The organism is Agarivorans sp. B2Z047 (assembly GCF_023373605.1).
GTDB classification, from domain to species: Bacteria; Pseudomonadota; Gammaproteobacteria; order Enterobacterales; family Celerinatantimonadaceae; genus Agarivorans; species Agarivorans albus.
This window is the reverse complement of the sequence record NZ_CP088080.1, coordinates 4364482-4388535: the sequence shown is the minus strand read 5'-3', so window position 1 is coordinate 4388535 and position 24054 is coordinate 4364482. Positions and strand designations below refer to the sequence as shown.

Annotated in this window: 28 protein-coding genes; 10 read left to right on the top strand and 18 right to left on the bottom strand. The window is 45.6% G+C overall.

Going from position 1 to position 24054, the window contains the following annotated elements; all coding sequences use genetic code 11:
* The first annotated feature begins 64 nt into the window (after window positions 1-64).
* Entirely contained in the window at window positions 65-1534 is a 1470-nt protein-coding gene (locus LQZ07_RS20290; protein ID WP_016401396.1) for an MATE family efflux transporter, read from the top strand.
* Here the strand turns inward: LQZ07_RS20290 and LQZ07_RS20285 are convergent.
* Entirely contained in the window at window positions 1531-1767 is a 237-nt protein-coding gene (locus LQZ07_RS20285) for a DUF2375 family protein (protein WP_016401395.1), read from the bottom strand. The two genes, LQZ07_RS20290 and LQZ07_RS20285, sit on opposite strands and share 4 nt — an antisense overlap.
* Window positions 1768-1922: 155 nt before the next feature.
* Between LQZ07_RS20285 and LQZ07_RS20280 the strand changes: the two genes are divergently transcribed.
* Window positions 1923-2636, top strand: coding sequence for an HAD family hydrolase (locus LQZ07_RS20280; RefSeq protein WP_152784400.1), 714 nt, complete (start codon window positions 1923-1925; stop codon window positions 2634-2636).
* Between the two features lie 40 nt (window positions 2637-2676).
* A complete protein-coding gene (locus LQZ07_RS20275; RefSeq protein WP_152784402.1) occupies window positions 2677-3351 on the top strand; it encodes a hypothetical protein in 675 nt (224 codons plus the stop codon).
* 85 nt (window positions 3352-3436) lie between these two features.
* Here LQZ07_RS20275 and LQZ07_RS20270 read toward each other — a convergent pair whose 3' ends face one another.
* A complete protein-coding gene (locus LQZ07_RS20270; RefSeq protein WP_016401392.1) occupies window positions 3437-3634 on the bottom strand; it encodes a DUF4250 domain-containing protein in 198 nt (65 codons plus the stop codon).
* Entirely contained in the window at window positions 3628-3831 is a 204-nt protein-coding gene (locus tag LQZ07_RS20265; RefSeq protein WP_016401391.1) for a DUF2061 domain-containing protein, read from the bottom strand. Before LQZ07_RS20265 ends, LQZ07_RS20270 begins: the two co-directional genes overlap by 7 nt.
* Before the next feature lie 362 nt (window positions 3832-4193).
* On the opposite strand from LQZ07_RS20265, the gene LQZ07_RS20260 reads away from it, so the two are divergent.
* Window positions 4194-6563, top strand: coding sequence for a fatty acid cis/trans isomerase (locus LQZ07_RS20260; RefSeq protein WP_152784404.1), 2370 nt, complete (start codon window positions 4194-4196; stop codon window positions 6561-6563).
* Between the two features lie 56 nt (window positions 6564-6619).
* On the opposite strand, the gene LQZ07_RS20255 is transcribed toward LQZ07_RS20260, so the two are convergent.
* Window positions 6620-8569 (bottom strand): methyl-accepting chemotaxis protein, encoded by a 1950-nt coding sequence (locus LQZ07_RS20255; RefSeq protein ID WP_152784406.1) that lies wholly within the window; start codon window positions 8567-8569, stop codon window positions 6620-6622.
* Between the two features lie 120 nt (window positions 8570-8689).
* Window positions 8690-9571: an AEC family transporter gene (locus tag LQZ07_RS20250; RefSeq protein ID WP_249483314.1), complete on the bottom strand. Its 882-nt coding sequence runs from the start codon at window positions 9569-9571 to the stop codon at window positions 8690-8692.
* Window positions 9572-9706: 135 nt separating this feature from the next.
* On the opposite strand from LQZ07_RS20250, the gene LQZ07_RS20245 reads away from it, so the two are divergent.
* Complete coding sequence (locus LQZ07_RS20245; RefSeq protein ID WP_152784410.1) at window positions 9707-10318, top strand: DUF4115 domain-containing protein; 612 nt, start codon at window positions 9707-9709, stop codon at window positions 10316-10318.
* Between the two features lie 329 nt (window positions 10319-10647).
* Here the strand turns inward: LQZ07_RS20245 and LQZ07_RS20240 are convergent, their stop codons facing one another.
* The 6 genes from LQZ07_RS20240 to LQZ07_RS20215 form a co-directional block, all read right to left on the bottom strand.
* On the bottom strand, window positions 10648-10920 hold the full coding sequence (locus tag LQZ07_RS20240; RefSeq protein ID WP_016401386.1) for an oxidative damage protection protein: 273 nt from the start codon (window positions 10918-10920) through the stop codon (window positions 10648-10650).
* Window positions 10921-10966: 46 nt separating this feature from the next.
* The gene (gene mutY / locus LQZ07_RS20235; RefSeq protein WP_152784412.1) at window positions 10967-12025 is read right to left on the bottom strand and encodes an A/G-specific adenine glycosylase; all 1059 of its coding nucleotides are present in this window, start codon (window positions 12023-12025) and stop codon (window positions 10967-10969) included.
* Between the two features lie 9 nt (window positions 12026-12034).
* Window positions 12035-12502 carry an Lrp/AsnC family transcriptional regulator gene (locus LQZ07_RS20230; protein WP_016401384.1) on the bottom strand — a complete coding sequence of 156 codons (468 nt, stop codon included), beginning with the start codon at window positions 12500-12502 and terminating at the stop codon, window positions 12035-12037.
* Between the two features lie 68 nt (window positions 12503-12570).
* Window positions 12571-13509, bottom strand: a complete 939-nt coding sequence (locus tag LQZ07_RS20225) for a Gfo/Idh/MocA family oxidoreductase (RefSeq protein ID WP_152784414.1) — start codon at window positions 13507-13509, stop codon at window positions 12571-12573.
* Between the two features lie 11 nt (window positions 13510-13520).
* Complete coding sequence (locus LQZ07_RS20220) at window positions 13521-14012, bottom strand: cupin domain-containing protein (protein ID WP_152784416.1); 492 nt, start codon at window positions 14010-14012, stop codon at window positions 13521-13523.
* Between the two features lie 50 nt (window positions 14013-14062).
* Window positions 14063-14596: a type II secretion system protein gene (locus LQZ07_RS20215; protein ID WP_016401381.1), complete on the bottom strand. Its 534-nt coding sequence runs from the start codon at window positions 14594-14596 to the stop codon at window positions 14063-14065.
* A gap of 79 nt (window positions 14597-14675) precedes the next feature.
* Between LQZ07_RS20215 and LQZ07_RS20210 the strand changes: the two genes are divergently transcribed.
* Window positions 14676-14984 (top strand): DUF1272 domain-containing protein, encoded by a 309-nt coding sequence (locus LQZ07_RS20210; RefSeq protein WP_152784417.1) that lies wholly within the window; start codon window positions 14676-14678, stop codon window positions 14982-14984.
* A gap of 144 nt (window positions 14985-15128) precedes the next feature.
* Window positions 15129-15863, top strand: coding sequence for a tRNA (guanosine(46)-N7)-methyltransferase TrmB (gene trmB, locus LQZ07_RS20205; protein WP_152784419.1), 735 nt, complete (start codon window positions 15129-15131; stop codon window positions 15861-15863).
* Between the two features lie 8 nt (window positions 15864-15871).
* Here trmB and hemW read toward each other — a convergent pair whose 3' ends face one another.
* From hemW to LQZ07_RS20170, 7 genes are all read right to left on the bottom strand, one after another.
* The gene (gene hemW, locus LQZ07_RS20200; protein ID WP_152784421.1) at window positions 15872-17026 is read right to left on the bottom strand and encodes a radical SAM family heme chaperone HemW; all 1155 of its coding nucleotides are present in this window, start codon (window positions 17024-17026) and stop codon (window positions 15872-15874) included.
* Entirely contained in the window at window positions 17020-17619 is a 600-nt protein-coding gene (gene rdgB, locus LQZ07_RS20195; RefSeq protein WP_152784423.1) for an RdgB/HAM1 family non-canonical purine NTP pyrophosphatase, read from the bottom strand. Before rdgB ends, hemW begins: the two co-directional genes overlap by 7 nt.
* 345 nt (window positions 17620-17964) lie before the next feature.
* Window positions 17965-18399, bottom strand: a complete 435-nt coding sequence (locus tag LQZ07_RS20190) for a DUF4426 domain-containing protein (RefSeq protein ID WP_152784426.1) — start codon at window positions 18397-18399, stop codon at window positions 17965-17967.
* Between the two features lie 58 nt (window positions 18400-18457).
* Window positions 18458-18748, bottom strand: coding sequence for a DUF167 family protein YggU (yggU, locus tag LQZ07_RS20185; protein ID WP_016401375.1), 291 nt, complete (start codon window positions 18746-18748; stop codon window positions 18458-18460).
* Window positions 18749-19294 carry a YggT family protein gene (locus LQZ07_RS20180; protein WP_016401374.1) on the bottom strand — a complete coding sequence of 182 codons (546 nt, stop codon included), beginning with the start codon at window positions 19292-19294 and terminating at the stop codon, window positions 18749-18751. It abuts the gene before it with no gap.
* 17 nt (window positions 19295-19311) lie between these two features.
* Window positions 19312-20133, bottom strand: coding sequence for a pyrroline-5-carboxylate reductase (gene proC, locus LQZ07_RS20175; protein ID WP_152784428.1), 822 nt, complete (start codon window positions 20131-20133; stop codon window positions 19312-19314).
* A gap of 187 nt (window positions 20134-20320) precedes the next feature.
* Window positions 20321-21019 carry a YggS family pyridoxal phosphate-dependent enzyme gene (locus tag LQZ07_RS20170; protein ID WP_152784429.1) on the bottom strand — a complete coding sequence of 233 codons (699 nt, stop codon included), beginning with the start codon at window positions 21017-21019 and terminating at the stop codon, window positions 20321-20323.
* Window positions 21020-21044: 25 nt separating this feature from the next.
* Between LQZ07_RS20170 and LQZ07_RS20165 the strand changes: the two genes are divergently transcribed.
* Genes LQZ07_RS20165 through yaaA form a run of 3 tightly spaced genes read left to right on the top strand, consistent with a single transcriptional unit; the run spans window position 21045 to window position 23997 of the window.
* Window positions 21045-22079 (top strand): type IV pilus twitching motility protein PilT, encoded by a 1035-nt coding sequence (locus LQZ07_RS20165; protein WP_016401371.1) that lies wholly within the window; start codon window positions 21045-21047, stop codon window positions 22077-22079.
* Window positions 22080-22087: 8 nt separating this feature from the next.
* Entirely contained in the window at window positions 22088-23206 is a 1119-nt protein-coding gene (locus LQZ07_RS20160; RefSeq protein WP_016401370.1) for a PilT/PilU family type 4a pilus ATPase, read from the top strand.
* Between the two features lie 17 nt (window positions 23207-23223).
* The gene (yaaA, locus tag LQZ07_RS20155; RefSeq protein ID WP_152784431.1) at window positions 23224-23997 is read left to right on the top strand and encodes a peroxide stress protein YaaA; all 774 of its coding nucleotides are present in this window, start codon (window positions 23224-23226) and stop codon (window positions 23995-23997) included.
* The last annotated feature ends 57 nt before the right edge of the window (window positions 23998-24054 follow it).

Here is a 24054-nt window from a genome sequence, read left to right as displayed (position 1 = left end):
CGCCAATGACTTCGTTTTAATTAGCGCCTACACTAGAAATTACCCAGTTGTTTTGAGAGTTTCTATGCCAAAGGCAAAGTTCGTGTCTGGTGATATTTTTCGCCACATCGTTGTTATGTCCTCCACTAATGCCATTGGCTTAACTGCGTTGTTTTTGGTTGATTTAGCCGATCTGTTTTTTATTAGCTTGCTGGGGGAGGCTGAGCTTGCTGCAGCGGTAGGCTACGCCGGAACTATCGCATTTTTTACCACTTCAATTTCTATTGGCTTATCGATTGCGATGACCGCCCTGGTGTCAAAAGCGATTGGCCAACAAGATAAAGCGCGGGCTAAGCAGTTAGTCACCAATATCTTATTTACTGGTTTTTTAATTAGCGCTGCTTTTGCCGCTTTGGCTTGGTATTTTGCTCCAGAGCTGTTGAGCTTGATTGGCGCTAAGGCCAGAACCCATGAACTTGCGGTGCAGTATTTAAGAATCTTGCTGCCTTCGCTACCGATTCTTGGTTTGGCCATGAGTGGTGGCGCTGCACTGCGCTCGGTAGGTGATGCAAAACGGGCGATGTGGTCTACCTTGGCTGGCGGCGGGGTAAATGCGGTACTCGACCCTATATTCATATTTGCGCTTGGACTTGGATTACCTGGTGCCGCTATTGCCTCGGTTATTGCGCGCTTTGTGGTTGCAGGGGTTGCCTTGTCTGGAGTGGTCTACAAGCACCAGTTGTTTGCTGGCTTTAGTTTGCAAAAGTGGTTGGAAGATCTGCGCGCTATCTTAAAGGTGGCAGCTCCTGCCATGATGACCAATGTAGCCACCCCTTTAGGCAATGCTTATGTTACTGCTTCTATTGCTATTTTTGGTGATGCCTACGTAGCGGGTTGGGCTGTGGTTGGACGTATAATGCCGGTGGCATTTGGCATGATATTCTCGTTATCTGGCGCTATTGGCCCTATTGTTGGCCAAAACTTTGGTGCAAATAATTACGCTAGAGTACATGAGGCCTTAAGCAAAGCGCTTTGGTTTAACGGTGGGTTTGTTGTTGCTGTGTCGTTAATTCTACTGTTAGGGCAAAACGTCATTGTGGATGTGTTTGGTGTGGGTGGCGAAGCGGCCACTGTTATTGGCTTCTTCTGTACCTGGATAAGCTTTAGCTTTGTATTTAATGGGGCGATGTTTGTGGCTAACGCTGCCTTTAATAATCTTGGTTACCCAAGCACCTCTACCATGCTTAATTTTGGCAAAGCAACTTTAGGCACGATCCCTTTTGTTTATCTAGGTGGACAGTGGTTCGGCCCGCTGGGCGTGTTGGGTGGTCAAGCAGTAGGAACGGTTGTATTTGGATTATTGGCACTGCGAATGGCTTTTTATATTGTGGCTAGAGTCACCAACAAGCATCAACGTCAATTAGCCGAGCAAGAGCAGCCATTAGAGCCCAGTGTGCCGCTTACGCCATTTTGTTCTAGTCGCGCTTATATGTGTGCGGAAGCTGATCTGGAGGATACAGTGTCTTCTAAAGATACCGCAGCTGCTAAATCTTAAGCTACAGACAAGGGGCTTACATCAAATCGGTCGCCGAGTAAGTTTAGTAAGTCGGCTTGGCCGGCTATAACGGCAACAATAATTTTTCCCTGCTTGTGTTTGCTGGGGATCACCACTCTGCCTTGGCAATTCACAACTTGATCTTTTAACAGCATAGATTGCAGCTGATAAGGGTTGTCGCTTGGGTAAAAAAGCACGGTAACATCACTTAGGCCAACAGATTGAGTTTTCATGATGAGTCCTTCCAATTGTGTTTTGCCTCAATATAACGTTAGCACTGGCCGATTAGATCACTAGCTTTTGGGGGGAAGGCAGAAGGACTTGCTGTAAACAATCGTTGACTTCTTATTTCCTGTCGCTAATCTGACTGAAAATAAAAGGAATACCGATGATTAAACCAATCCAAGCCAAGATGCTAATGTTTGATTTAGACGACACCTTAGTGAATGACGGAGTTGCTACCGAAACCGCCGCTAAAGCTTTGTTTGGTAAATATAAGCCCTCGCAAGCTGATGACGCCCTAAGTCATTGGAAGCGTGCGCTAAAACTTCATTATCCAGCTTTTTTACAAGGTAAACTTAGCGCTGCTGAAATGCGCCAAGCCCGAGCGCGCGAAGCATTGCAAGATAAGAGTTTAAGTGCTGAAGCTGCTGAGCAGGCTTTCGAATATTTCATGCAGCAATATATCGATGCAACAGTGTTGTACGGCGATACCTTGGTTTGTTTAGATCAGCTTAAGCAACAAGGCTGGCGCCTAGCGTTAGTATCTAATGGGCCAGAAGATATGCAACAGCGAAAAGTACATGCAGCTGGCTTGTTCGATTATTTTGAGTTTGTTCTAACCGCAGAAGCGGCTGGCGTTGCTAAGCCTAAAGCAGAGATTTTTCAGCAAGCCGCGCAATTGGCCAAGCTTGAGCTTAGCCAATGTTGTTATGTTGGAGACAACTTGGTGAATGATGCTCAAGGCTCTAATGCAGCGGGGATGAGCAGTGTGTGGCTGCAAAGAAGCAAGAGCTGTGAACCTGAATATCAGCCATTGGAAAATGTAAACTGGACAATAGCCTCACTAAATCAATTACATCAGTGCATTGGTTTAGTATAAACGTGTTGGTTGGCGGTTTTAAAGGAGTAGTGAAAGCAGTATGGCAATAGTTGGTTTATGGGACTGGTTGGCCGATAGCTTACGTTTTTACCGTCAGCATTTTACTCAATTGGCATTAATGGTTTTGCCCTTTGCTGTTCCTTTTGCCGCACTGCAAAGCCAATATGTTCAAAACCCTAGCGAGCCTTCTACCGCAAATTACTGGATGTTTGTGATAATAGGTTTGTTAATGCAGCCGGTTTATCAAGGTGCAATCATTTTGTACATGCGCGCTCAGTTTCAACAGCAACCTTGGTCAATTGCTCGCTGCTTTCAAGCGTCGTTAAGTATTTGGCCTTTGTTGTTTACAGTAGTAGCAATTTGTTTTGCTTTGGTAATGCTTGGCCTGAGCTTTTTTGTATTGCCTGGTATTGTTATCGCTAGTCGGTTGTTGGTGGCAGATTTACATTGTGTACTAAACAAAAGCAGTCCCGTGGAAGCAATTAGCGCAAGTTGGCGGCAAACCGAAGCCTATAAGTGGCCTTTGCTAGCGGGTGTGATAGTGGTTGCAGGGGTTACAATGATACCGGTTTGGGCTGTGCATCATTGGCTATTAGACAATAACGCCAATGGCATATGGGTGTTTGTCAATCGAGTCTTTGGGCAAGTGCTCGAAGCTTTCTTTTTAGTATTTGCCTACCGTGCTTATAGCGCGATGAATGCCAGTGCAGAGTAGTTTAGCTATTTACCAAGCTGCTTATTCTTTTTAAGTGCTTATTTAGACTAGCCATCCGCCTTGTTGAGCAGAGCGGGGTAGGTGATTAGGCCGCGGTAAACTGCTGTTGCTTAGCTTGCAATTGGTAGCCTGCTGACGCTAAGCGTTGGCTCAACTGGCTCTGATTTAGCTCGTAAAACCTGCATAGTTCAGTAAAGCTAGAGAACTCATTTCTAATTTGCATGTTTACAATGCTTACCAAAATATTGATATCCATTTGTTGAACACGTTGTTGGTCTAACATGCATACTCCTTGGCTGGTTGAGGGCGGTTGAAGCCCCATTTGGTCCATGCTTTTTCGTGAAAGAAGTAAGCCACACTGTTTACTGCTGGCTCTACTATGGCGACCAAACCGCCAATCATCATGTCACCAGTTAATAACCAAGTGACCAAAAAAGCGATAGTGAAATGCATGCTGGCAAAAGTTAATGTTTTAATCATAGTGTTGTCCTCGTTTATTTCTATATCTAAATGATAATCATTATCATTTACTTTGCAAGTTATTTTTGTGCTTTTTTTATTCGACAGTTGATTGGAAGGTTGGAAGGCAAAAATTTAAAGCTGGCTAGGGAAGTAGCTAAATGCGCCAGTCACTTCTAAAAATGAACAGACACTTGTTGTGCTTTATCTCGTTGCAATTAGCGCGGCTGAACAGTTTTTTTACTAATAAAACCACAAACCTGTATCTCGTTTGCTTGTGTTAGCTGGCCAATCTAAAAGCGCGCTAAGCTGCTTAGTTGTTATATACTTAGGCTATTGTTAAGCGCCTAATAGTAAAGATAAGGCTGTATCAGGGATGAGCTATGTTTCGACGTTTTAGTATTTTTTGGGGGTTGCTGTTTGTAGTAGGTTGTTCAAGCGTAATTGTTAATCAGTTTGATCAACAATTTGGCGAAGCCTCGGTACAAACGCGAATTTTTTCAGAGACTCATCCTCCTGCTGCAGAGTTCCTTGCAGAGGTAAAGCCAATTTTAGACCAGCGTTGTGTGATGTGTCATGCCTGTTACGACGCGCCTTGCCAGTTAAAACTTACTTCTGCAGCCGGGATTGACCGCGGGGTAACTACTGAGCGCGTGTACAATGCCAGCAGAGTGACTGCCGCTCCAACCACCCGCCTATATACTGATGCTAAGTCTACGCAAATGTGGCGTCAGAAAGGTTTTAACCCGGTATTAAATGAGCGTATTCAAAGCGAACAAGCGAACTTAGAAGCGGGGGTAATGTATCAAGCCTTAAAACAAAAGCGCGATTACCTAGACCCCGGTAACGAGATCTTAGATCCCGAGGCCTTTGATTTTGCTTTAGATCGAGCCCAGCAGTGTGTGGGTATTGAAGGCTACGCTAAGGTGCAGGCTTCACATCCTGAATGGGGAATGCCTTATGGGCTGCCGGCAATTAGCGATGCCGAGTTTGATACGCTAAGCGCTTGGCTAGCCAGCGGCGCGCCGATGGCCGATGACTTAAGCGCACATAATCAGCTTGCTGAGCAGGTTGTTTATTGGGAGGCTTTTCTAAACGGTGACTCGCTCAAAGAGCAGTTAATGGCGCGTTATATTTACGAACACTTGTTCATTACCCATTTGTATTTTGGTGATGACCCAAATACTCGCCCTGCCTTTTTTAAACTGGTGCGCTCTCGAACCGCCCCAGGTACGCCCATTGACGAAATAGCAACCCGTCGCCCTTACGATGACCCAGATGTAGGCCGCGTGTATTACCGCTTGGCTCCAGAGCGCGAAACCATTGTGGTGAAAACTCATATTCCTTATCGCTTAGACAAGGCTCGCCAGCAGCGCTGGACCGAGTGGTTTTTAGGTGATGATACCAAGGTAGACAGCTTACCGAGTTACGAGCCTAGAGTGGCGGGTAATCCTTTTGTGGCTTTTCAGGATCTTACTGTGAACGGTCGTTATCGCTTTATGTTGGATGATGCCGAAACCTTTATTATGGGCTTTATGAAAGGGCCTGTTTGTCGCGGGCAGGTGGCTTTAAATGTTATTCAAGACCACTTCTGGGTATATTTCGCCAACCCCGATAATCGCTATGAACAAGAGCAAGCAGAATTCTTAGTTGAACAGAGCGACCACTTAAGAATGCCATCGGTTGAGCAAAGTAATGTGCTGCCAATTAGTGCTTGGCTTAATTACTCCAAGCGTCACCGCAAATTTATGGATGCGAGTATCGACCATGTGAATCAATGGCTGAGTAAAGACAGCTCAATACTCAATTTAGATTTACTGTGGGATGGTGACGGGGTAAACCAAAATGCCGCACTTACTATCTTCCGCCATTTTGACAGTGCCAGCGTTGTAAAAGGCACCGTAGGCAGGCAGCCAAAAACCGCTTGGGTTATTGATTACTCCTTGTTTGAGCGAATTCATTACTTATTAGTTGCTGGGTTTGACCCATACGGAAACTTGGGCCATCAATTAGTAACCCGTTTATACATGGACTTTTTACGTATGGAAGGTGAGGGCAGTTTTGCCTCATTCTTACCAGCTGAAATGCGTTATGATGAACTACGTAGCTGGTATATAGGTGCAGACAAAAATATTATCGAATTTGTTGAGTCTCGCCCGCAAGAGGCTTTCTTTAAAAGTGCAGTGGAATATAGCGGAGACGGGCCATACAAACAGCAGTTGTTTGACATGATTGGTGAGAAATTGGCGCCTGTATTAAGCCAAAAACATCAAATTACCTGGCCGCAATATTCACGAGAAGTGACTGACTTTGCCATTCAAGTAGGTGCTTGGCGCGGTGGGGCGATTAAGCTGTTGCCGCAAGTGGTGTTTATTCAAGTTGACGACGTAGAGAAAGATGAGCCTGAGTACTACACGCTATTGAGGCATAACGCTCATACCAACATTTCTAGCTTGTTCTTAGAAGACAATAACCGTTTGCCAGATCAAGACACCATATCTGTTTTGCCTGGCTTAGTAGGGGCTTATCCTGGTGCATTTTGGCAAGTCGAAAAGTCTGAGCTGAAACAATTACAACAAACTTTGGTGCAAGTGCATAACGAACAAGGCTATCAAGCATTTATGAAACGTTATGGAGTTCGCAGAACCAACAACGAGTTTTGGCCATTTAGTGACCGCTTACATCAAGTCTATCTCCAAGCTGAGCCTTTGGAGTCGGGCGTGTTGGATTACAGTCGCCTAGAGAACCGCTAGATTTATCTAACAAAAAGCCCAAGCAAAGTGCTTGGGCTTTTAAATTTTCCGTTTTGTTAGTTTGTTTTAAATCGCGATACCATTTCTTGTAAGCTTCCCGCTAGAGAGTTAAGAGCGGTTGCGCTTTGTTCTAGTTGCTGAGAAACCTCGTTTGCTTGACTAGAGCCGTCATGAATATCGGTGATGTTGCGATTGATTTCTTCTGCTACCAAGTGCTGCTCTTCTGCTGAGGCTGCAATTTGCGTGGCCATGTCTCGAATGGTAAGTACCGATTGCAATATAGCCTCAAACACTGTGCTGGTTTGGTTGGTGGCCGTTACCGAGGTGGTGGAGTGTTCAATACTGCTAGAGAGCTTAGTGGCTACATTGGAAGTTTGTTGGCGCAAGTTGCTCAATAGTTTGTCGATTTCTTCGGTAGATTCTGCGGTGCGGCCAGCCAGGGTTCTCACTTCGTCTGCAACTACTGCAAATCCTCTGCCTTGCTCACCCGCTCGGGCGGCTTCAATGGCGGCATTTAAGGCCAACAAGTTAGTTTGTTCAGCTATGCCGCGAATGGTATCTAAGATTACAGTGATGTTAGCTGATTCTTGCGACAGTTCATCCATGGCTTGATTGGACTCATTCAAGGTGGTTTCTAGTTGGCTAACGGCGCGCACCGTATCTTGAATAAGTTGATGACCTTCTTCTACCTGTTGCTGGCTGTCGTCGGCGCTAGAAGCCGCTTGGCTACAGTTTGACGCCACTTCATTAGAGGTGGCTACCATTTCATGGAATGCCGTTGAAACTTGTTCTACAGCGGCTAATTGCCCCTCTGCAATTTGCTTCATGGTGCTGGACAGCTCACTGGCTTGCGCCGCGGAGTTATCTACTTGTTCACTATTACCTTTAATGCTGGCAACCAGTGAGTTAATCGATTCAACAAAGCGGTTGAAGGCATTGGCCATTTGCCCCGATTCATCGTTAGATTGGATATCTAAGCGCTGGGTTAAGTCGCCTTCACCAGATGCGATACCCTCTAGGCCTTCGGTGATGGTAACCATCGGTTTGGTGATCACGTTCATCAAGGTAAAGCCTATCGCGATAAATACCACCATCATCAAAATGGCAACGCCTATTATCAGCGTTATTAGCGAGTTGGCTTGTTGATACACTTCGCTGGCAGGCATAAAGCCAATAAAGCGCCAGTTAAGATCAGGAGATAAATACACGTTGGCTAACCACGTTTCACCGTCTTTTTCTATGGTGTGTAAGCCTGGCGATGCGCTTTGAATAGCCTGATAGCTTGCCACGTCGCCAATCGCTTTAAACAGGTTTTCTTCACTTGATGGGTCAGCCAAAATCGTGTTGCTGTCTTCAATCATGATGATGTAGCCCTGTTCACCAAACTTCACTTTTTTAATTAAGTCTGTGAGTTTACTTAGCGTGACATCTACGCCAATAGTACCAAATGCTCCTTTGGCGCCTTCAAAACGCACCATGTAGTCCACCAAGGGGGTTTTAGAGATTAAATCTTGGTAGGCGGGAATCCGTACCGGGGTTGTCGAGTTTATAGATAAAGGGTACCAAGGCCGCACTCTTGGGTCGTAATCGGCAGAGTTTTTACCTAAGGGCCATTGAATATAACCACCATGGTCCATCGCTAAGTAGACATAGGCTAGGTCGGGCCGTGCTTCGCCAAATTCACGCATAAAGTGAAAGGCTTCTTGCTCTACGCCGCCAATTTTATCTGGAGTCATCATGGTGCTGGGTTTGCCCATGTAGGTGGTTACACTATGGTCCAGTTGTCGGATGACTTTAGAGGTAGCGAGAAATTTAGCATCTTCGGCTAGGCCGTTTAGGTAGATGGAAAAGGTGGTATCAATGTGCCCGAGCTCTGCAGTACTTCTTTGTTCAAAGTTGAGTTCAGCGCTATTGCGCACGCTCCAAACAGTGATGATGGAAATCACCAATACTGGGATAACCACTCCTGCGAGTAACAACAGCAAAAACTTTGTTCTTATTTTCATTTTTAAGTCCACTATGCGAGCGCGTATTAAGATAAATATAGTGGACTTAGACAGGAATTCTAATTTGCCTTGAATAACTTAGCGGTAAATGCGGGGTAAAGAACGCAGCTTAGCTTGTAGTTAACTAGCAGGTAATACCCACAATAAGGCTAACGGGATAAACACTAAGCTGGCGATGTTGCCCAGCATTACAATGGAGGCTACCCGTTGCGGTTCAATTTGATACTGTTCGGCAATGATAAAGTTGAGTACGGCGGGCGGTAAAGCTGCAAACAAAATTAAGCAAGATTGTTGCAAGCTGTTGAGCGGCAAAATTGCAATGGCCAAGAAAGCACACAATAGGCCGCTAAGAGGGCAAGCGATAGCGCCAATCATACCGATGCGCCAATCTTTTAAATCTACATCGATTAATCTTACTCCTAGGGTAAATAGCATTAGCGGAACCGATATTTGTCCGAGCATTTCTATTGGCGTGGCAATGACTTTGGGTAGCGAGAGATCTAAGGCTCCCCAAACTATGCCGGCAATGGCAGCAACAATCACCGGAATGCGCAATGTTGAAAGTAATTTTGCTTTGGTATCAATAAAGTACAGGCCTACCGAAAAATGTAAGACCATTTCAACCACAAATAGAATCACTGCAATCGGCATGGCTGCTTCGCCAAAGGCTAAAATAATCAGTGGTAGCCCCAAGTTACCGGCGTTGTTGAACATCATTGGTGGCAAAAAGGTACGCGCCTTTAACCCTAAAGGCTTAATCAGAGGAAGCAATACTAGGCCGGAACCTAACACTACCCAAATTGATGCTAGTAGCAGTTCGCTATAATCCGCTAGCTCTAACTGGGTATTTGCTAGCACCGAGAAGATTAAGGCAGGGCAGAATATCTCCATATTCATGCGATTGGCAGCGCTAATGTCGGGTCGGTGTTTGCGGCCATAAATTAGACCCAACACCACAATAATAATTAGTGGTGCAACAATACTTAAGATTTGCCAAGCCACAGCATCAGTCCTTCGTCGAGTGAGAATTAAGCTTACCAGAAAAGTGTGTGGGGGCTAGTTAGCAAAAGGTGGTAATAGCTTTTACTGGCTGGAGTGGCTAGGCTAACAAAGAATTCACTAATGTTTGGGGGAATTATGTTGAAACAGCTCTACCTCGCTGTGATCTTGCTCGTTATAGCTGGCCAAATGCCAACGGCGGCTATCGCCGAAGATGAGTTTGACATGGACATGGATATGGACTTTCCAGAGCCAGATTTCCCTGAGCCTGACTTTCCAGAACCAGAACAGTTGCCTGAGTTAGAGCCTGAGCCTCCAATCGCTGAAGTATTGCCCGAAGTTGACCAGCCAGAGGTGGAGCTACCGATTGCTCCGCCGCCAGAAGAGGTGATCCCACCTGAAGAAATATTGCCACCTATCATTGTGCTACCACCACCGATATATTGGTTAGATGATCCTTGGGACTATTGGTATCCACATGACTATCCGCGCCAATATTATCGCCCTGCCACTATTAGCGTGCGGGTGAATGGTGAGCTTAAGCTGCGTATTGTGGATAGCCAGCAGCGTACTTTAGTTAATCAAACCTTAGAAGCTGGCACTTACCAGCAATGGCAGGGGCAAGCTCCATTTGCTGTCACTGTTAGTGAGCCAGCGCAGATAGTGCTTAGCTACCAAGGTAAAGAAGTGGATTTAAGCGCTTACCAAGACACTGAAAATGCCTATTTTCAAGTGCCGCCTAATCGTTAAACTGTAAGGTCTGTTGATCTTTGCTGATGGTTTTTGCAGCAGTTTCTTAGCCATTTAGGCAAGGCTGTGAGTGTGCGGTTAAGTGGGCTTAATAAACACTCGCTAACGCTGAATAAATGGCTAAGAAATGCTGCCCGAAGGGTTCGGATATGCGAACTTTACTCTTTGTTAAGCACTTCTTGCTTAGCCCACTAGGCTTCTAAGTGCTCGCCGTGATTAAAACCGGCTTATCTCGAACAACATTTCAACACCAAAGATCAACAGACCCTAATTACTAGAAATAAAAAAACAGAGCTGGTGCTCTGTTTTTTTGGGTTTAGCCTCTGAGTTTATTGGCTTGGTGGTGTGTAACCTTCAATATCCACTTCACCGTCTTCAAACAGATACTTAACCATTTCTGCTTGCAGTAGCTCGCGGTCATCTTGATTCATCAAGTTAAGCTTTTTCTCATTGATGAACATGGTTTGTTTTTTCTGCCACTCGGTCCAGGCTTCTTTGCTGATGTTGTCAAAAACGCGCTTGCCCACATCACCAGGAATCAGTTGAAAATCTAAGCCTTCGGCTTCTTTTTTTAAACGTTGGCAAAATACGGTTCTAGCCATAATAGGTCCTTTTTCCTTGCTTTGCCTAAGGGAGGCAAAGGCTAAATTAAAGTGCTTGTTGCGCTATTTTTAACAGCTTTTCTGTAACGGCAGCTAAGCCAACTTTGGGTGCTTGTTGCATGTTATACCAAAGTTGTTGATTGTCTGCCATGACTTGTAAGTTAGGCGCTTCGCTAAGCTCGATGAGCGAAGGTTGAATGTCTAAATGGTAGTGGCTAAAGGTGTGCCTTAGCGGTGAGAGCTCATAAATGGCATCGGCGCTCATTTGATGCTGATTTAACCAATCACTAATGCTGTCTTCAATGTTAATTTCAGGGAAGCAATATAGGCCTCCCCAAAGCCCTTGCATGGGGCGTTGATAGAGCAAAAACTGCTGCTGCCAATGCAAAATCAGCATTTGAGTGGGTTTTTCTGGCAATACTTTTTTTGGCTTTTTACCGGGGAAGTCGCCTTGACGCTGATACTTAAGCGCTTGGCAGTCTTCGGCTACAGGGCAAACCTCGCAACTAGGTTTGCTGCGAGTGCAGACCATGGCGCCTAAATCCATCATTGCTTGATTGTATTCGGTAGTTTGTTGCTCTGGCGTATTGGTTTCGGCCAGTTTCCATAGTTGGTTTTCCACTAGCTTTTTACCTGGCCAACCTGCTATCGCTTGGTGACGAGCGAGTACTCGCTTTACGTTGCCATCTAAAATGGCATGGCGTTGTCCTAAGGATAAAGACAATACCGCGCCAGCGGTTGAACGGCCAATGCCTGGTAGAGTGATAACTTGGTCGATATCTTCGGGAAATCGTCCATTATGTTGCTCGGCAATCATTTTAGCTGCTTTGTGTAAATTACGCGCTCGTGCGTAATAACCGAGGCCGGTCCAAAGGTGCAGCACTTCATCGGTATCGGCTTTAGCTAAGTCACTCACCGTAGGGAAACGTTGCATAAAACGTTCAAAGTAAGGAATAACCGTAGCCACTTGAGTTTGCTGCAGCATGATTTCCGACAGCCAAACTTTGTAGGGTGTTTTGCCTTGCTGCCAAGGCAGGTGTTTACGCCCAGCTTGGTGATACCAAGTAACCACTCGGTTGGAAAAGTTTGCGAGATTGTTGGTCATTAAAAGTGCTTAGTTTAAATAGTGGGTTGGCAGCGAGGTGGTCGATTTCATGACTTCCATAGAAAAGGCTGAGCTTACATCGGTAAAAGCTAAGCGTTCGATCAGTTGCTTATATACTTTATCGTAGTCGTCGATACTAGGTACTACAACCTGCAACAAGTAGTCGATACTGCCACTCATGCGGTGAGCTTCAATGATCTCTGGAATATCTTGAATGGCTTGCTTGAATTGATCCAACCATTGTTGGTCGTGCTGCGAGGTGCGCACACTTACAAACACGGTTACGCCTAGGTTGAGTTTAGCTCTATCGAGTAAGGCGACCTTGTGGCGAATAAAGCCTGCTTGCTCTAGCTTTTGCACTCTACGCCAGCAAGGGGTTGCTGATAAACCCACCCGTTCGGCGATGTCGTTGAGCGGGATGCTTACGTCTCGTTGCAGCAAATCGAGTATTAACTTGTCTTTACTATCGAGTTTCATTTTTCACACTTTGCTCAAATAATGAAAGTTGCTGCTATTTTCCCGCGCTTAAGCCTAAGAAACAACCGCTATCTTTGTGTGGCTACTAGGCTTTGTTCTAACCAAAGCGCTTTGTTGGGGCTAAATCCGCCAGCAGCGAGTAATGCCTGTTTACTGGTGTGGCCACGTAAGTGCTCGATGATGGAGGAAGTAGAGCGATGATTGGCTTGTAACCAACAATCTTGCGGATGAAACTCCCCTTCATTCTGTGCTACACCATTTAACAACACTGGCGCAAAACGCCAAGCTTGACCGGGTACATATTCGCCTTGCAACTCAATGTTATTGTCGCCTTGCGTTAAGCGTATTTGATGAAAGATGCCCGGAGATCCACCTAAACTAAAATCCACCTCAATCTGATGCTGCTTGCATGCAAGCTCTAAGCTCAAGTGCTGATTGTCATGCTGCCCCCGGCATTTTGTAGAAGAGAGCTGCTTTGGTTCGCCGAGTTTATGCAATAACCAAGATAGGGGATGGCTAGCTGTCTCTAAAAACCACTGTTCTGAGTTAAAGTTAAGCGGCAAGTTTACCTGTGAGCTTAAGTGCGCCTTAACTGGTTGCTCGGCCTCCAACAAGTTATTGATAAGCTGAGCGCTTGCTAAGTAATTAAAGGCATAGTTCACCCATAGGTTTTGCGGCCAGCTCGATAAGGGCTGGGTTGCACTTAAGCCCATTAGTGGCTTTTCACAAATGATGGCGGTGTTCTTAAAATGCTCGATAAGCGTTAAATGCGAGACTGCGGGGCTGGCAATAATCACTAAATCTACCGGCGGTAGTTGGTTGATGTTATTGCAAGCTGCAGCAATGCCATGTTGCTTTGCTAGGTGCTGGGCTTTGTTTATGTCTAAATCAAGTAAGGCTTTAACCTCTACTTGGCTTTGCTGCAAAGCGCCTAAGTGCACTAAACCCCAGTTACAGCCAATAATCGCTGCACTGTTAATGGCGGCGGGCGTGTTGTTGAAAAGCAATTTACGAAGTCCTAATTGTTAACTTTGGCGGCAACCACAATAAAGCGAGCGCCAGTAGAGCCAGCTTGCACAAAGTGACTTTGTCCAGGGTGAATACAGTGGGAGTCACCAACTTTAAGGGTTTGGGTCTGCTGCTCTTCTCCTTCAACCACGGTAATAACGAGCTCGCCACTGAGCAGATAATAAAGCTCTTCGGTATGAGTATGTTGATGCAAACCGATACTGCCATTGGCTTCTAGGCTTGAATCCATCACCAGTTCTATACCACTGGCTAAAATGCCTTCGGCTTTGTCTGGCTCTTCACTGTAAATCCAGGTGCCATCTAAACGTCCTTTGCCTTGCATACCCGCGGGAGCTGAAGGATTAAGGTGGGCAGGTTGATAGACTACGGTAGCCATATGCTGTGCTTGTTTAAAGCTATAGCCTTGGCCCTCGTAGAGTGGAGCATCACCGCCATGAAACTCTTGGTCATTAAACTGCCGAGATTTTGGTTTGGAGGTCATTAAATTATCCTAAATGTTTTTGCTGAGTACATTCCATTAATGTTGCTTGATCAACAATCTGATGTTTTAACTGTAACGCTAGGGCCGTTGCCATTCTCTTGGTTGGTATATAAAACATGGCAATCAAAGAATACACTTTTATCGGCTAAATCATCAGAAAAGAAGATGTAAATTCGATTCAATGCAGTCGATTTGTCCACAAAAAAGGGAGCGGCATCATTATTGGCAATGATCGAAGGTAAGGCCACAGAATCTATATCCAACCATGCTTGCACTTGAGTATTCAGTTGCTGAAAACTATCGCTGCCATCTACCGCGGGATAGCCTTGGTAAACCGGAAGTTGAGTACCCAAATAGTCTATTTCGCTGTTGCCATTAGTTTTATTTTGCAAGGCTGCTTCACTATAGACCAAATGCAAGCCTTCTCTCATTGCTCCACCAATAGTTTCTAATGTGGCAGCTTTACTATCGAAGCGTAAGTTGAGGAACTTCGGTAATGCTACTACACCTAATATGGCTAAAATCACAATAACCATCACTAGCTCGATTAGGGTAAAACCGTTTTGTTTGGAGATAGCCAACATTGTGAATAATCAACCCTCTTTGCTTGGGCTTTAACATCATTACCTGTTTATTATAGGAAACCTAACAGTAGGAGGCGCTATGTTAGAACTTAGACCTTGTTGCGAGCACTGCGAAACACCCTTAGCAGCCAATGCAACCAACGCGATGATTTGCTCCTTTGAGTGCACTTTTTGTAAAGAATGTGTGGAAACCGTTTTAGCTAATGTTTGCCCAAATTGCGGTGGCGGGTTTTGTTCTAGGCCTATTCGGCCAGAAGCTGATTGGGTGAATGGTAATAACTTGAGCCATTACCCGGCGGGTAAGCGAGTGGTGATTAAAACGGTAAACCTCAGTCAGCAAAAAAGTTTAATTGAGCGAGTAGGGACGCTAGCGCCAAATAAACGCTAGGGGCTGTTTACCTTTCGAGCTGATTTTTGCTGCAAAACATTGCAAGCTTTAGCGTGCAAAGCTTGCACAACGGCGAGAACTTTGGATAATGCCAGCCCTGTTCTACATTTAGAATGTCCCTGCAATATCTAGTCTGGAAATATCATGAGCGAGCAAGACCAAAACCAAGCACCTGAGGCTTCTCAAGAGCAAGTTGAAGATAAACGTCTTCGTAAAATTCGCAGCTTTGTTAAGCGCGAAGGCCGTTTAACTAAACGCCAAGAAAAGGCATTAACAGAGTTTTGGCCGCAAATGGGCTTAGACCACCAAGCCAGCAACTACTCACTGGCGGATGTATTTGGTCGCGAGGCAAAAACCGTACTAGAAATTGGTTTTGGTATGGGAGCGTCTTTAGTAGAAATGGCCACAGCGGCCCCAGAAACCAACTTTATTGGTATTGAAGTGCATCGCCCCGGAGTTGGCGCTTGTATGGCAGATGCTGTTGAAGCGGGCATTATAAACTTACGCGTATTTGAACACGACGCAGTAGAAATATTGAATGACAGTATTCCAGACAATAGTTTAGATACTGTTCAACTATTTTTCCCTGACCCATGGCACAAAGCGCGTCACCACAAACGCCGTATCGTGCAACTTGAGTTTGTTGAAGTGCTACGCAAGAAGCTGAAGATTGGTGGTGTATTCCACATGGCGACAGACTGGGAAAACTACGCCGAGCACATGTTAGAAGTCATGCAAGCTGCACCGGGTTATAGCAATACCTCAGACACTAACGACTATGTGCCGCGTCCAGAATGGCGCCCATTAACTAAATTTGAAAACCGCGGCCATCGCTTAGGCCACGGTGTGTGGGATTTGATATTCGCTCGCGAGTCTTAATTACCCGCTTAATCAGTAAAGCAATTGAGAAGGTCGTTTAGAAATAAACGGCCTTTTTTTGTTACCGCCCAATGCTGATCATGTTCATCTAATAGCTCTTGTTGCCTTGCCTCTTTAAGCGATGAGTCAAGCTTGCTAAGCGGCAAACCACTTAAGTTAATAAACTCAGTCTTGGGAATATCTTCAAACAAACGTAAGCGGTTTAAGAAATACTCAAAGGCTAAATCATCTTGCTCCACTGCCCAGTGCTTAAACATAAACTCGCGCTCTGGTGCTAAGTACCCCTTAGGGTGTTTAACTTTTTCTGTTCGTATGATGGCTTGTTGAGTTAGGTCGCTTATTTTGCCGTGTGCGCCACAGCCAATGCCTATGTAGTCGCCAAAACGCCAATAATTAAGATTGTGTTGTGAGCGGTCTCCATTTTTACAGTAGGCCGAGACTTCGTATTGCTCAAAGCCTGCTTGTTGCAGTAGCTGGTGGCCTTGCTCATAAATATCCCATAACAGATCCTCGTTAGGCAGTTTGGGAGGGCGAGAAGCAAAGGCGGTATTGGCTTCAATCGTTAGTTGATACCAAGATAAATGGCTTGGGCCAAGGGCAAATGCTTGTTGCAAGTCGCCCATTGCTTGCTCGAGGCTTTGATTTGGCAAGCCGTGCATTAAATCAAGGTTAATGCGTTTAAAACCGGCTTGCTGGGCGAACTCAAAGGCTTTGATGGCCTCGTCACCACTGTGAATGCGGCCAAGCTTGGTGAGGTGCTCAGCTTGAAAGCTTTGTACGCCAATGGATAAGCGGTTTACCCCTGCTTGAAAATAACCCGCGAAGCGCTCTGCCTCGGCGGTACCGGGGTTGGCTTCCATGGTTACTTCGGTCTCAGGGCCTAAAACCAAGCGCTGTTTGATGCCTTGCAATAAATCGCTGATAGCTTGGGCAGATAGCAGGCTAGGGGTGCCTCCGCCTATAAAAATACTGTGCAAGGCTCGGCCATGTAAGGCCGGAAAGCGGGCTAAGTCGGCATCTAAATCGGCCAGCAGGGCTTGTATGTAATCGGCTTCAGGTAAGTCTTGTTTGAGGCCATGGGAGTTAAAATCGCAATAGGGGCATTTTTGCACGCACCAAGGCACGTGCACATAAAGGCTAAGTGCTGGGCTAAGCCTTAGCATGCTAGCGCTTCCATCTGCGCTAACAATTGGCGTAACGCAATGCCGCGATGACTAAGGGCGTTTTTTTCTGCTTTGCTGATTTGAGCAGATGTTGCTTGATGTTGTTCAACCCAAAATACCGGGTCATAGCCAAAGCCGCCAGCACCATGAATTTCTTCGGTAATGTTGCCGCGCCATTTACCGTGGCAAATTAGCGGCGCTGGATCATCGGCATGGCGCAAGTAAACCAATACGCAGTGAAACTCTGCGCCGCGCTGGGCTGGCGGTACCTGTTTCATTGCATCTAATAGTTTGAGCACGTTGTCATGGTCATTAGCATCTTCGCCAGCGTAGCGAGATGAGTATAAACCGGGAGCTCCATTTAAGTAGTCTACGGCTAAACCCGAGTCGTCAGCAATAGCAGCGAGCCCAGTAATCTTAGCCGCGTGGCGGGCTTTAATAATGGCATTTTCCACAAAGGTCGTGCCAGTCTCGGCGGCGTCTTCTATGGCAAACTCACTTTGGGCAATAATTTGCTTGTTTAGTGGTTTAAGTAATTCCGAAAGCTCGGCCGCTTTGCCGGGGTTGCCGGTGGCAAGTACAACTTTTTGCATACTGAGTCCTAGAGTAACAAGAGGCTGGTGTAGTTTAATCGAAGGGGCTGTGCTGAAACAGCCTTAACTAACAGCTAAGGCTGGGTATTTTAGATTGTTTAGGGGTTGTTGCTCTTTGGTGTTGAAATTTTATTCGAGATAAGCGGGCTTTAATCGCGGCGAGCACTTAGAAGCCTAGTGGGCTAAGCGAGAAGTGTTCAACAAAGAGTAAAGTTCGCTTATCTGAACCCTTCGGGCAGCATTTCTTAGCCATTTATTCTGCGTTAGCGAACGATTTCACACTCACTGCCTTGCTTAAATGGCTAATAAATTGCTGTAAAAACCATCAGCAAAGATTAACAGCCCCTAATCTACGTAGAACTTCTGTTGAAACTCTAGCAGCTGTTGGCTTTTGCCGTCATCAATAGTGAGCTTGAAACGAAAGGTCTCTTCGTTGCTGTGACGTAATTCGGCAATGTAGTAAATCGACTCGCCTTCACGAATCTCTTTAAACTCTAGGCTTTTTTGATTACCAATTAAGTTACGCGCTGTTCCTGATATGTTAACTGCAACTGGAGCCTTGTTAGCCGATTTGCTGTCGAGCACGGTAATGTTAATTAGGCCGTTATATCGGCTACGCTGCAAACCGTAAATTTTGGCGACTTCTGCTGGAATAAAGGTGGAGTTAAAAGCCACATAGTGCACTTCATAGTTACCCAGTTGAGCTTTTTGTTCCGCCTGACTGGGTAGAGAAAATAGCATTATGCTGGCGATCAAGTTGACCAAGAAAAACTTACTCATGAGGGCGACCTTTTTTACATGCATGGTTTAAGTATAGAAAGATTCTGCGCGATAAAAGTTACAGCAAACCAGCGATTATCTCAGGGATTTGTTTTGGCTGAGCAATGCTAATGGTTTTGTGGCGACCTAGTTCTCCGCGAAGGATAGAGATTTGGGACTTGGCCACTTTACATTGTTTCGCTAAAAACTTGCTCAAGTGCTGATTGGCTTTTCCATCAACCGGTGGAGCAGTAATAGCGATTTTAAGCTCTTCACCGTGCAAGCCAATAATTGCATCACGGCTGGCTTTGGGTTGCACGTAAACCTGCAACAGCAGGTTTACGTCATCAAAGCTAACGGGCTTAGGCAATTACAAAGAGCTCCAGAATGGCACCCAACCAGCGATTAACAAATTAAGAAAGTTAAGCGCAATAAATAGCACCAATACAGATAAATCCAATCCTCCCATGGAAGGAAGAATTCGGCGGATCGGTGAAAGTAGCGGTTCAGTTAATTGGCCTAATACATACTCTATTGGGCTGCGACCTTGGCTTACCCAGCTTAGGATAGCGCGCAGTAACAACACCCAGAACAACAACATTCCTGCTTCTTTTAGGGTGCTAAACAAGGCCAGAATCGCTACCGCAGTTAAATCAAAACCGCCACGTAGCTGCATTAAAATAGCCCATTTGGCAAAGGATATGACTAATGCCAAGAACACTGCTGCCCAATCTACTCCAGCGAATCCTGGGATAACCCGGCGTAGCGGAACGACAATGGGGTTGGTTGCTTTAACCACAAATTGGCTAAGCGGGTTGTAAAAATCGGCGCGCGCCATTTGTAGCCACACACGCAGTAAAACCACCATCAAGTAGAGGTTGAATACAACTTCAATCAAGTAACTAAGCGCTTGCATAAGGTCCTCAGAATAATTTAAAACAAACTTTCCATTTCGCGTCCGCGTTCAACGGCGGCGTCCATGGCATTGGCGACTACTTTACGTAAGCCTTGCTCTTCAAAAACACGAATCGCCTCGGCAGTCGTTCCTCCCTTAGAAGTAACATTGGCCCGAAGTGTCGCTAAATCAAGGTCTGGATTAGCTGCAACCAGTTCGGCACTGCCTAAAGCTGATTGTTGAATCAAGCTTCGCGCTTGTTCAGGGCTAAAGCCTAGTTGCTCTGCCTGCTGCTGCATAGCTTCCATGAATAGGAAAAAGTAAGCGGGGGCACTGCCTGCAGCTGCGATGATATGGTTGATATCATCTTCGTTTGCCACCCAGCAGGTTTCACCTACAGCTTTCATTAGCTGCTCGGCGCTAGCAATTTGCTCTTTGCTTACATCTGCTGGAGCAAATAAACCCGTCATACCGCGGCCAACCAATGCAGGAGTATTAGGCATGGTGCGCACAATGGCAACCTGCTCACCCAGTAAACCTTTCAAGCGTTTAACGCTGACTCCTGCAGCAATAGAGACAAACAGTTTGCTGTTTAAGTCATTGCCTGCTTCGGCAATGGCTTGGCAAACCACTGCCATAAGTTGCGGTTTTACCGCCAATACAATCACATCGCTTTGGGCAATGGCTTGATTGTTATCGCCAGTGACATTTACCGAAAACTGCTGCTTAAGGTTTTGCTGCTGCTCAGTATTCGGATCACTAGCGGTAATGTTGCTTGGGTTTGCGCCATTAGCGAGTAAGCCGCCAATCAAACTGCTGGCCATGTTACCACCGCCAATAAACGCAATTCGAGCTGTCATGTTCAATTTTCCTTATTATTGTTCTTATACCAATCGTACTAAGACACTGTTCATTCTAGCTGGTTAAAATACTCGATAATTGCGTTAGTATTTTTGATTGTAGAATAACTACTTATCGAAAAATCCTGTCTTATTCTCGAGTATTTTTCCTGCGCTATTTCTGATCACTTACTTAGTGTGATTGGTATTAGTTTCGTTGGCCAAATATCGCGCTGCCCACCCTAACCATGGTACTGCCGTTATTGATTGCCATTTGCATGTCGCCACTCATCCCCATAGAAAGAGTATCAACACTAGAATATTGTTGTTGTAATTCGCTAAATTTTTGTTGCATGGCAGCAAATTGAGCTGCCAGCTCTTGGCCTTGCTCAAGCTTTTGCGGAATGGCCATTAAACCGCGCAAGGTTAAGGCTGGCTGTTTCGCAATGTGTGCAGCTAATGCATCTACATCTTCCAGTAACACTCCAGATTTAGCCGGTTCTTGGCTAATATTGACTTGAATACACACTTGCAAGGGCGCCATGTTGCTAGGGCGCTGCGCTGCTAAGCGATCGGCAATTTTGGCCCGCTCTAGGGTTTGCATCCAATCAAAGTGCTCCGCCACAAGGCGAGTTTTGTTGGACTGCAAGGGGCCAATAAAGTGCCATTCTATGGGCTCTTTTAACCAGCTTTGCTGTTGGCTTTCGATGATTTTATCTACGCCTTCTTGCACATAGTTTTCACCAAAGCTGCGTTGGCCCGCCTGATAGGCGCTGGCAATATCACTCAAGGGTTTGGTTTTACTAACGGCTAACAAATCAACAGCATCAGCGGGTCGATGTGCTTTAGCTAACGCTTGCTGAATTTCTTGGTTAACAAATTGAAGTGCTTGGGTAATACTGCTCATAGACTCACATTGAGGAAACAATTAAATGGATGTTACTGAATTACTGGCCTTTAGTGTAAAACATAACGCGTCGGATCTACACCTATCTGCAGAATTGCCACCGATGATTCGGGTAGACGGCGAAGTGCGTAAAATTAACGTACCGGCATTAGAGCACAAACAAGTTCATAGTCTGATCTACGACATTATGAACGATAAGCAACGTAAAGAGTATGAAGAAAACCTCGAGATTGACTTCTCGTTTGAGGTTCCCGGTGTAGCGCGTTTTCGTGTGAATGCCTTCCAACAAAGCCGTGGCGCGGCAGCGGTATTTCGTACCATTCCTTCAGAAGTATTGAGTTTAGAGCAACTAGGTGCACCGGCTATTTTTAGGCAAATCGCCGAACACCCACGTGGTTTAGTGCTAGTAACTGGCCCAACCGGTTCAGGTAAATCAACCACATTGGCGGCAATGATCGATTACATTAATGAGCAGCGTCACGAGCACATCCTTACCATTGAAGACCCGATAGAATTTGTGCACAAAAACAAAAACTGTTTGATTAACCAACGTGAAGTGCACCGCGATACCCACAGCTTTAACAATGCGCTACGTTCAGCGCTTCGTGAAGACCCGGATATTATTCTGGTTGGTGAATTACGTGACTTAGAAACCATTCGTTTAGCACTAACCGCAGCCGAAACGGGTCACTTAGTATTTGGCACCTTGCACACCACTTCAGCAGCTAAAACCATTGACCGTGTGATTGACGTATTCCCAGCAGCAGAAAAAGACATGGTACGTTCCATGTTGTCGGAGTCGCTGCGTGCGGTAATTGCTCAAACTCTGCTTAAAAAACTGGGCGGCGGACGAGTGGCTGCTCACGAAATCATGACCGGTATTCCAGCTATTCGTAACTTGATTCGTGAAGACAAAGTGGCGCAAATGTACTCGGTTATTCAAACCGGTATGGCGCACGGTATGCAGACCTTAGATCAAAACTTAAAAGAGTTGGTGAACCAAGGCATGGTGTCGTATGAAGACGCTAAACTTAAAGCTGCAGATCCGAATAACTTCTAGGAGGGTTTATGTTACTCGATGAGCTATTAAGCGATATGTCGGAGCGTAAAGCATCCGATTTATATCTATCGGTTGGGGTGCCGCCTAGTGCTAAAGTGAGTGGCCGTTTAATGCCGCTGAATGAGCAAAAACTAATGCCAGAGCATGTCATGGATATGCTAGCTGCCATTCGCACAGAGGCTCAGCTAGAAGCCTTTGTTACTGGTCGTGAGGCAAACTTTGCCATCGCTCGCCAAGGCTTGGGCCGTTACCGTGTGAGTGCTTTTTATCAACGCGAACAGCCAAGCATGGTAATTCGTCGTATTGAAACTGATATTCCAAGTTTTGAGCAGCTGCAGTTGCCGCAAATTCTCAAAGAAGTAGGTATGTCGAAACGTGGTTTGATTTTGTTTGTTGGTGCTACCGGTGCCGGTAAGTCAACCACTCAGGCCAGTATGATCGATTACCGTAATCACAATTCCAGTGGGCATATTCTTACCATTGAAGACCCGGTGGAATTTATGCACAAACATGCTGGTTGTATTGTTAACCAGCGTGAAGTGGGCATTGACACGCCGTCGTTTGATGAAGCCTTGAAGAACTCATTGCGCCAAGCACCCGATGTGATTTTGATTGGTGAGATCCGTACCCGTGAGACCATGGAATTTGCGTTGCAATTCTCTGAAACGGGTCACTTATGTATGGCTACCTTGCACGCCAACAACGCTAACCAAGCCCTCGACCGGATTATGCACTTAGTGCCAGAAGAGCGTCATCGCCAACTGTGTTTTGACTTATCATTCAACCTACGTGCGATTGTGGCTCAGCAGTTAGTGCCAACCAAAGATGGCAATGGCCGTCGCGGGGTATTTGAAATTTTACTTAATACACCTTTAGCCGCGGATCTAATTCGTAAAGGTGATATGCATAAGCTCAAAGAGTTAATGAGTAAATCCCGCGAACAGGGCATGTTAACCTTCGACCAAAGCTTGTTTGAATTGTTCGAAAGTGGCGTAATTGGCTATACCGAAGCTATTGCCCATGCTGATTCACCTAACGATCTTCGTTTGATGATTAAATTGCATGGCACCGAAAAATCGAATAATTTAGACAGCGGAATGTTAGACGGTGTTACCGTCGATTTTTAACTCTTGAAAGGAGCATTATGTTAGCGGTTATTTCACCAGCTAAAACCTTGGATTTTAGTTCTGAGTTAGCGAGTTACTCATCTTCTCGCCCTGAGCTGCTTGAGCATAGTGCCGAGCTAATCGATGTGGCTAGGCAGTTAAGCCCAGCCGACATCGCTAGCTTAATGAAAATCAGTGATAAGTTGGCAGGCTTAAACGCTGCCCGTTTTGCTGAATGGACCAAGGACTTACCAGAAGATTTGGCTCGTCCAGCAGTGTTTGCCTTTAAAGGCGATGTATACACGGGTTTAGATGCAGCCAGCTTAAGCGCTGAGCAATTAGACTATGCTCAGCAGCATTTGCGGATCCTGTCCGGTCTTTATGGTTTGTTGCGTCCCATGGATTTGATGATGGCTTATCGCTTAGAAATGGGCATTAAGCTTGCCAATGAAAGAGGGGCAAACTTGTATCAGTTTTGGGGCGAGATTATCACCGATAAGCTAAATCAAGCCTTAGCCGAGCAGGGCGACAATATTCTGGTTAACTTAGCCTCCTATGAGTACTTTAAAGCGGTTAAACCCAAGCTTTTAAATGGCACGGTTATTACCCCAGTGTTTAAAGATCAAAAGAACGGTCAGTATAAGATCATTAGCTTTTATGCCAAAAAAGCCCGTGGCTTAATGGCTCGCTATATGTTCGATAAGCAGGTCACCAGCTTAGAGCAACTGAGCCAGTTTGATTATCAAGGTTACTATTTTGATGAAGCTAGCTCGGATGCTAGCACTTTGGTCTTTTTACGTGACGAGGCGTAAGACCTAAGGTGGTTTACAGCCTGAGAAAGCCCCACTTAGTTGGGGCTTTTTTTATGC

What these genes read in the sequence shown, in the direction of transcription:
- LQZ07_RS20290 (WP_016401396.1), top strand. Translation starts at nt 65, where the DNA reads ATGCCAAAGGCAAAGTTCGTGTCTGGTGATATTTTTCGCCACATCGTT.
- LQZ07_RS20285 (WP_016401395.1), bottom strand. Translation starts at nt 1,767, where the DNA reads ATGAAAACTCAATCTGTTGGCCTAAGTGATGTTACCGTGCTTTTTTAC.
- LQZ07_RS20280 (WP_152784400.1), top strand. Translation starts at nt 1,923, where the DNA reads ATGATTAAACCAATCCAAGCCAAGATGCTAATGTTTGATTTAGACGAC.
- LQZ07_RS20275 (WP_152784402.1), top strand. Translation starts at nt 2,677, where the DNA reads ATGGCAATAGTTGGTTTATGGGACTGGTTGGCCGATAGCTTACGTTTT.
- LQZ07_RS20270 (WP_016401392.1), bottom strand. Translation starts at nt 3,634, where the DNA reads ATGTTAGACCAACAACGTGTTCAACAAATGGATATCAATATTTTGGTA.
- LQZ07_RS20265 (WP_016401391.1), bottom strand. Translation starts at nt 3,831, where the DNA reads ATGATTAAAACATTAACTTTTGCCAGCATGCATTTCACTATCGCTTTT.
- LQZ07_RS20260 (WP_152784404.1), top strand. Translation starts at nt 4,194, where the DNA reads ATGTTTCGACGTTTTAGTATTTTTTGGGGGTTGCTGTTTGTAGTAGGT.
- LQZ07_RS20255 (WP_152784406.1), bottom strand. Translation starts at nt 8,569, where the DNA reads ATGAAAATAAGAACAAAGTTTTTGCTGTTGTTACTCGCAGGAGTGGTT.
- LQZ07_RS20245 (WP_152784410.1), top strand. Translation starts at nt 9,707, where the DNA reads ATGTTGAAACAGCTCTACCTCGCTGTGATCTTGCTCGTTATAGCTGGC.
- LQZ07_RS20240 (WP_016401386.1), bottom strand. Translation starts at nt 10,920, where the DNA reads ATGGCTAGAACCGTATTTTGCCAACGTTTAAAAAAAGAAGCCGAAGGC.
- mutY (WP_152784412.1), bottom strand. Translation starts at nt 12,025, where the DNA reads ATGACCAACAATCTCGCAAACTTTTCCAACCGAGTGGTTACTTGGTAT.
- LQZ07_RS20230 (WP_016401384.1), bottom strand. Translation starts at nt 12,502, where the DNA reads ATGAAACTCGATAGTAAAGACAAGTTAATACTCGATTTGCTGCAACGA.
- LQZ07_RS20220 (WP_152784416.1), bottom strand. Translation starts at nt 14,012, where the DNA reads ATGACCTCCAAACCAAAATCTCGGCAGTTTAATGACCAAGAGTTTCAT.
- LQZ07_RS20215 (WP_016401381.1), bottom strand. Translation starts at nt 14,596, where the DNA reads ATGTTGGCTATCTCCAAACAAAACGGTTTTACCCTAATCGAGCTAGTG.
- LQZ07_RS20210 (WP_152784417.1), top strand. Translation starts at nt 14,676, where the DNA reads ATGTTAGAACTTAGACCTTGTTGCGAGCACTGCGAAACACCCTTAGCA.
- trmB (WP_152784419.1), top strand. Translation starts at nt 15,129, where the DNA reads ATGAGCGAGCAAGACCAAAACCAAGCACCTGAGGCTTCTCAAGAGCAA.
- hemW (WP_152784421.1), bottom strand. Translation starts at nt 17,026, where the DNA reads ATGCTAAGGCTTAGCCCAGCACTTAGCCTTTATGTGCACGTGCCTTGG.
- rdgB (WP_152784423.1), bottom strand. Translation starts at nt 17,619, where the DNA reads ATGCAAAAAGTTGTACTTGCCACCGGCAACCCCGGCAAAGCGGCCGAG.
- LQZ07_RS20190 (WP_152784426.1), bottom strand. Translation starts at nt 18,399, where the DNA reads ATGAGTAAGTTTTTCTTGGTCAACTTGATCGCCAGCATAATGCTATTT.
- LQZ07_RS20180 (WP_016401374.1), bottom strand. Translation starts at nt 19,294, where the DNA reads ATGCAAGCGCTTAGTTACTTGATTGAAGTTGTATTCAACCTCTACTTG.
- proC (WP_152784428.1), bottom strand. Translation starts at nt 20,133, where the DNA reads ATGACAGCTCGAATTGCGTTTATTGGCGGTGGTAACATGGCCAGCAGT.
- LQZ07_RS20170 (WP_152784429.1), bottom strand. Translation starts at nt 21,019, where the DNA reads ATGAGCAGTATTACCCAAGCACTTCAATTTGTTAACCAAGAAATTCAG.
- LQZ07_RS20165 (WP_016401371.1), top strand. Translation starts at nt 21,045, where the DNA reads ATGGATGTTACTGAATTACTGGCCTTTAGTGTAAAACATAACGCGTCG.
- LQZ07_RS20160 (WP_016401370.1), top strand. Translation starts at nt 22,088, where the DNA reads ATGTTACTCGATGAGCTATTAAGCGATATGTCGGAGCGTAAAGCATCC.
- yaaA (WP_152784431.1), top strand. Translation starts at nt 23,224, where the DNA reads ATGTTAGCGGTTATTTCACCAGCTAAAACCTTGGATTTTAGTTCTGAG.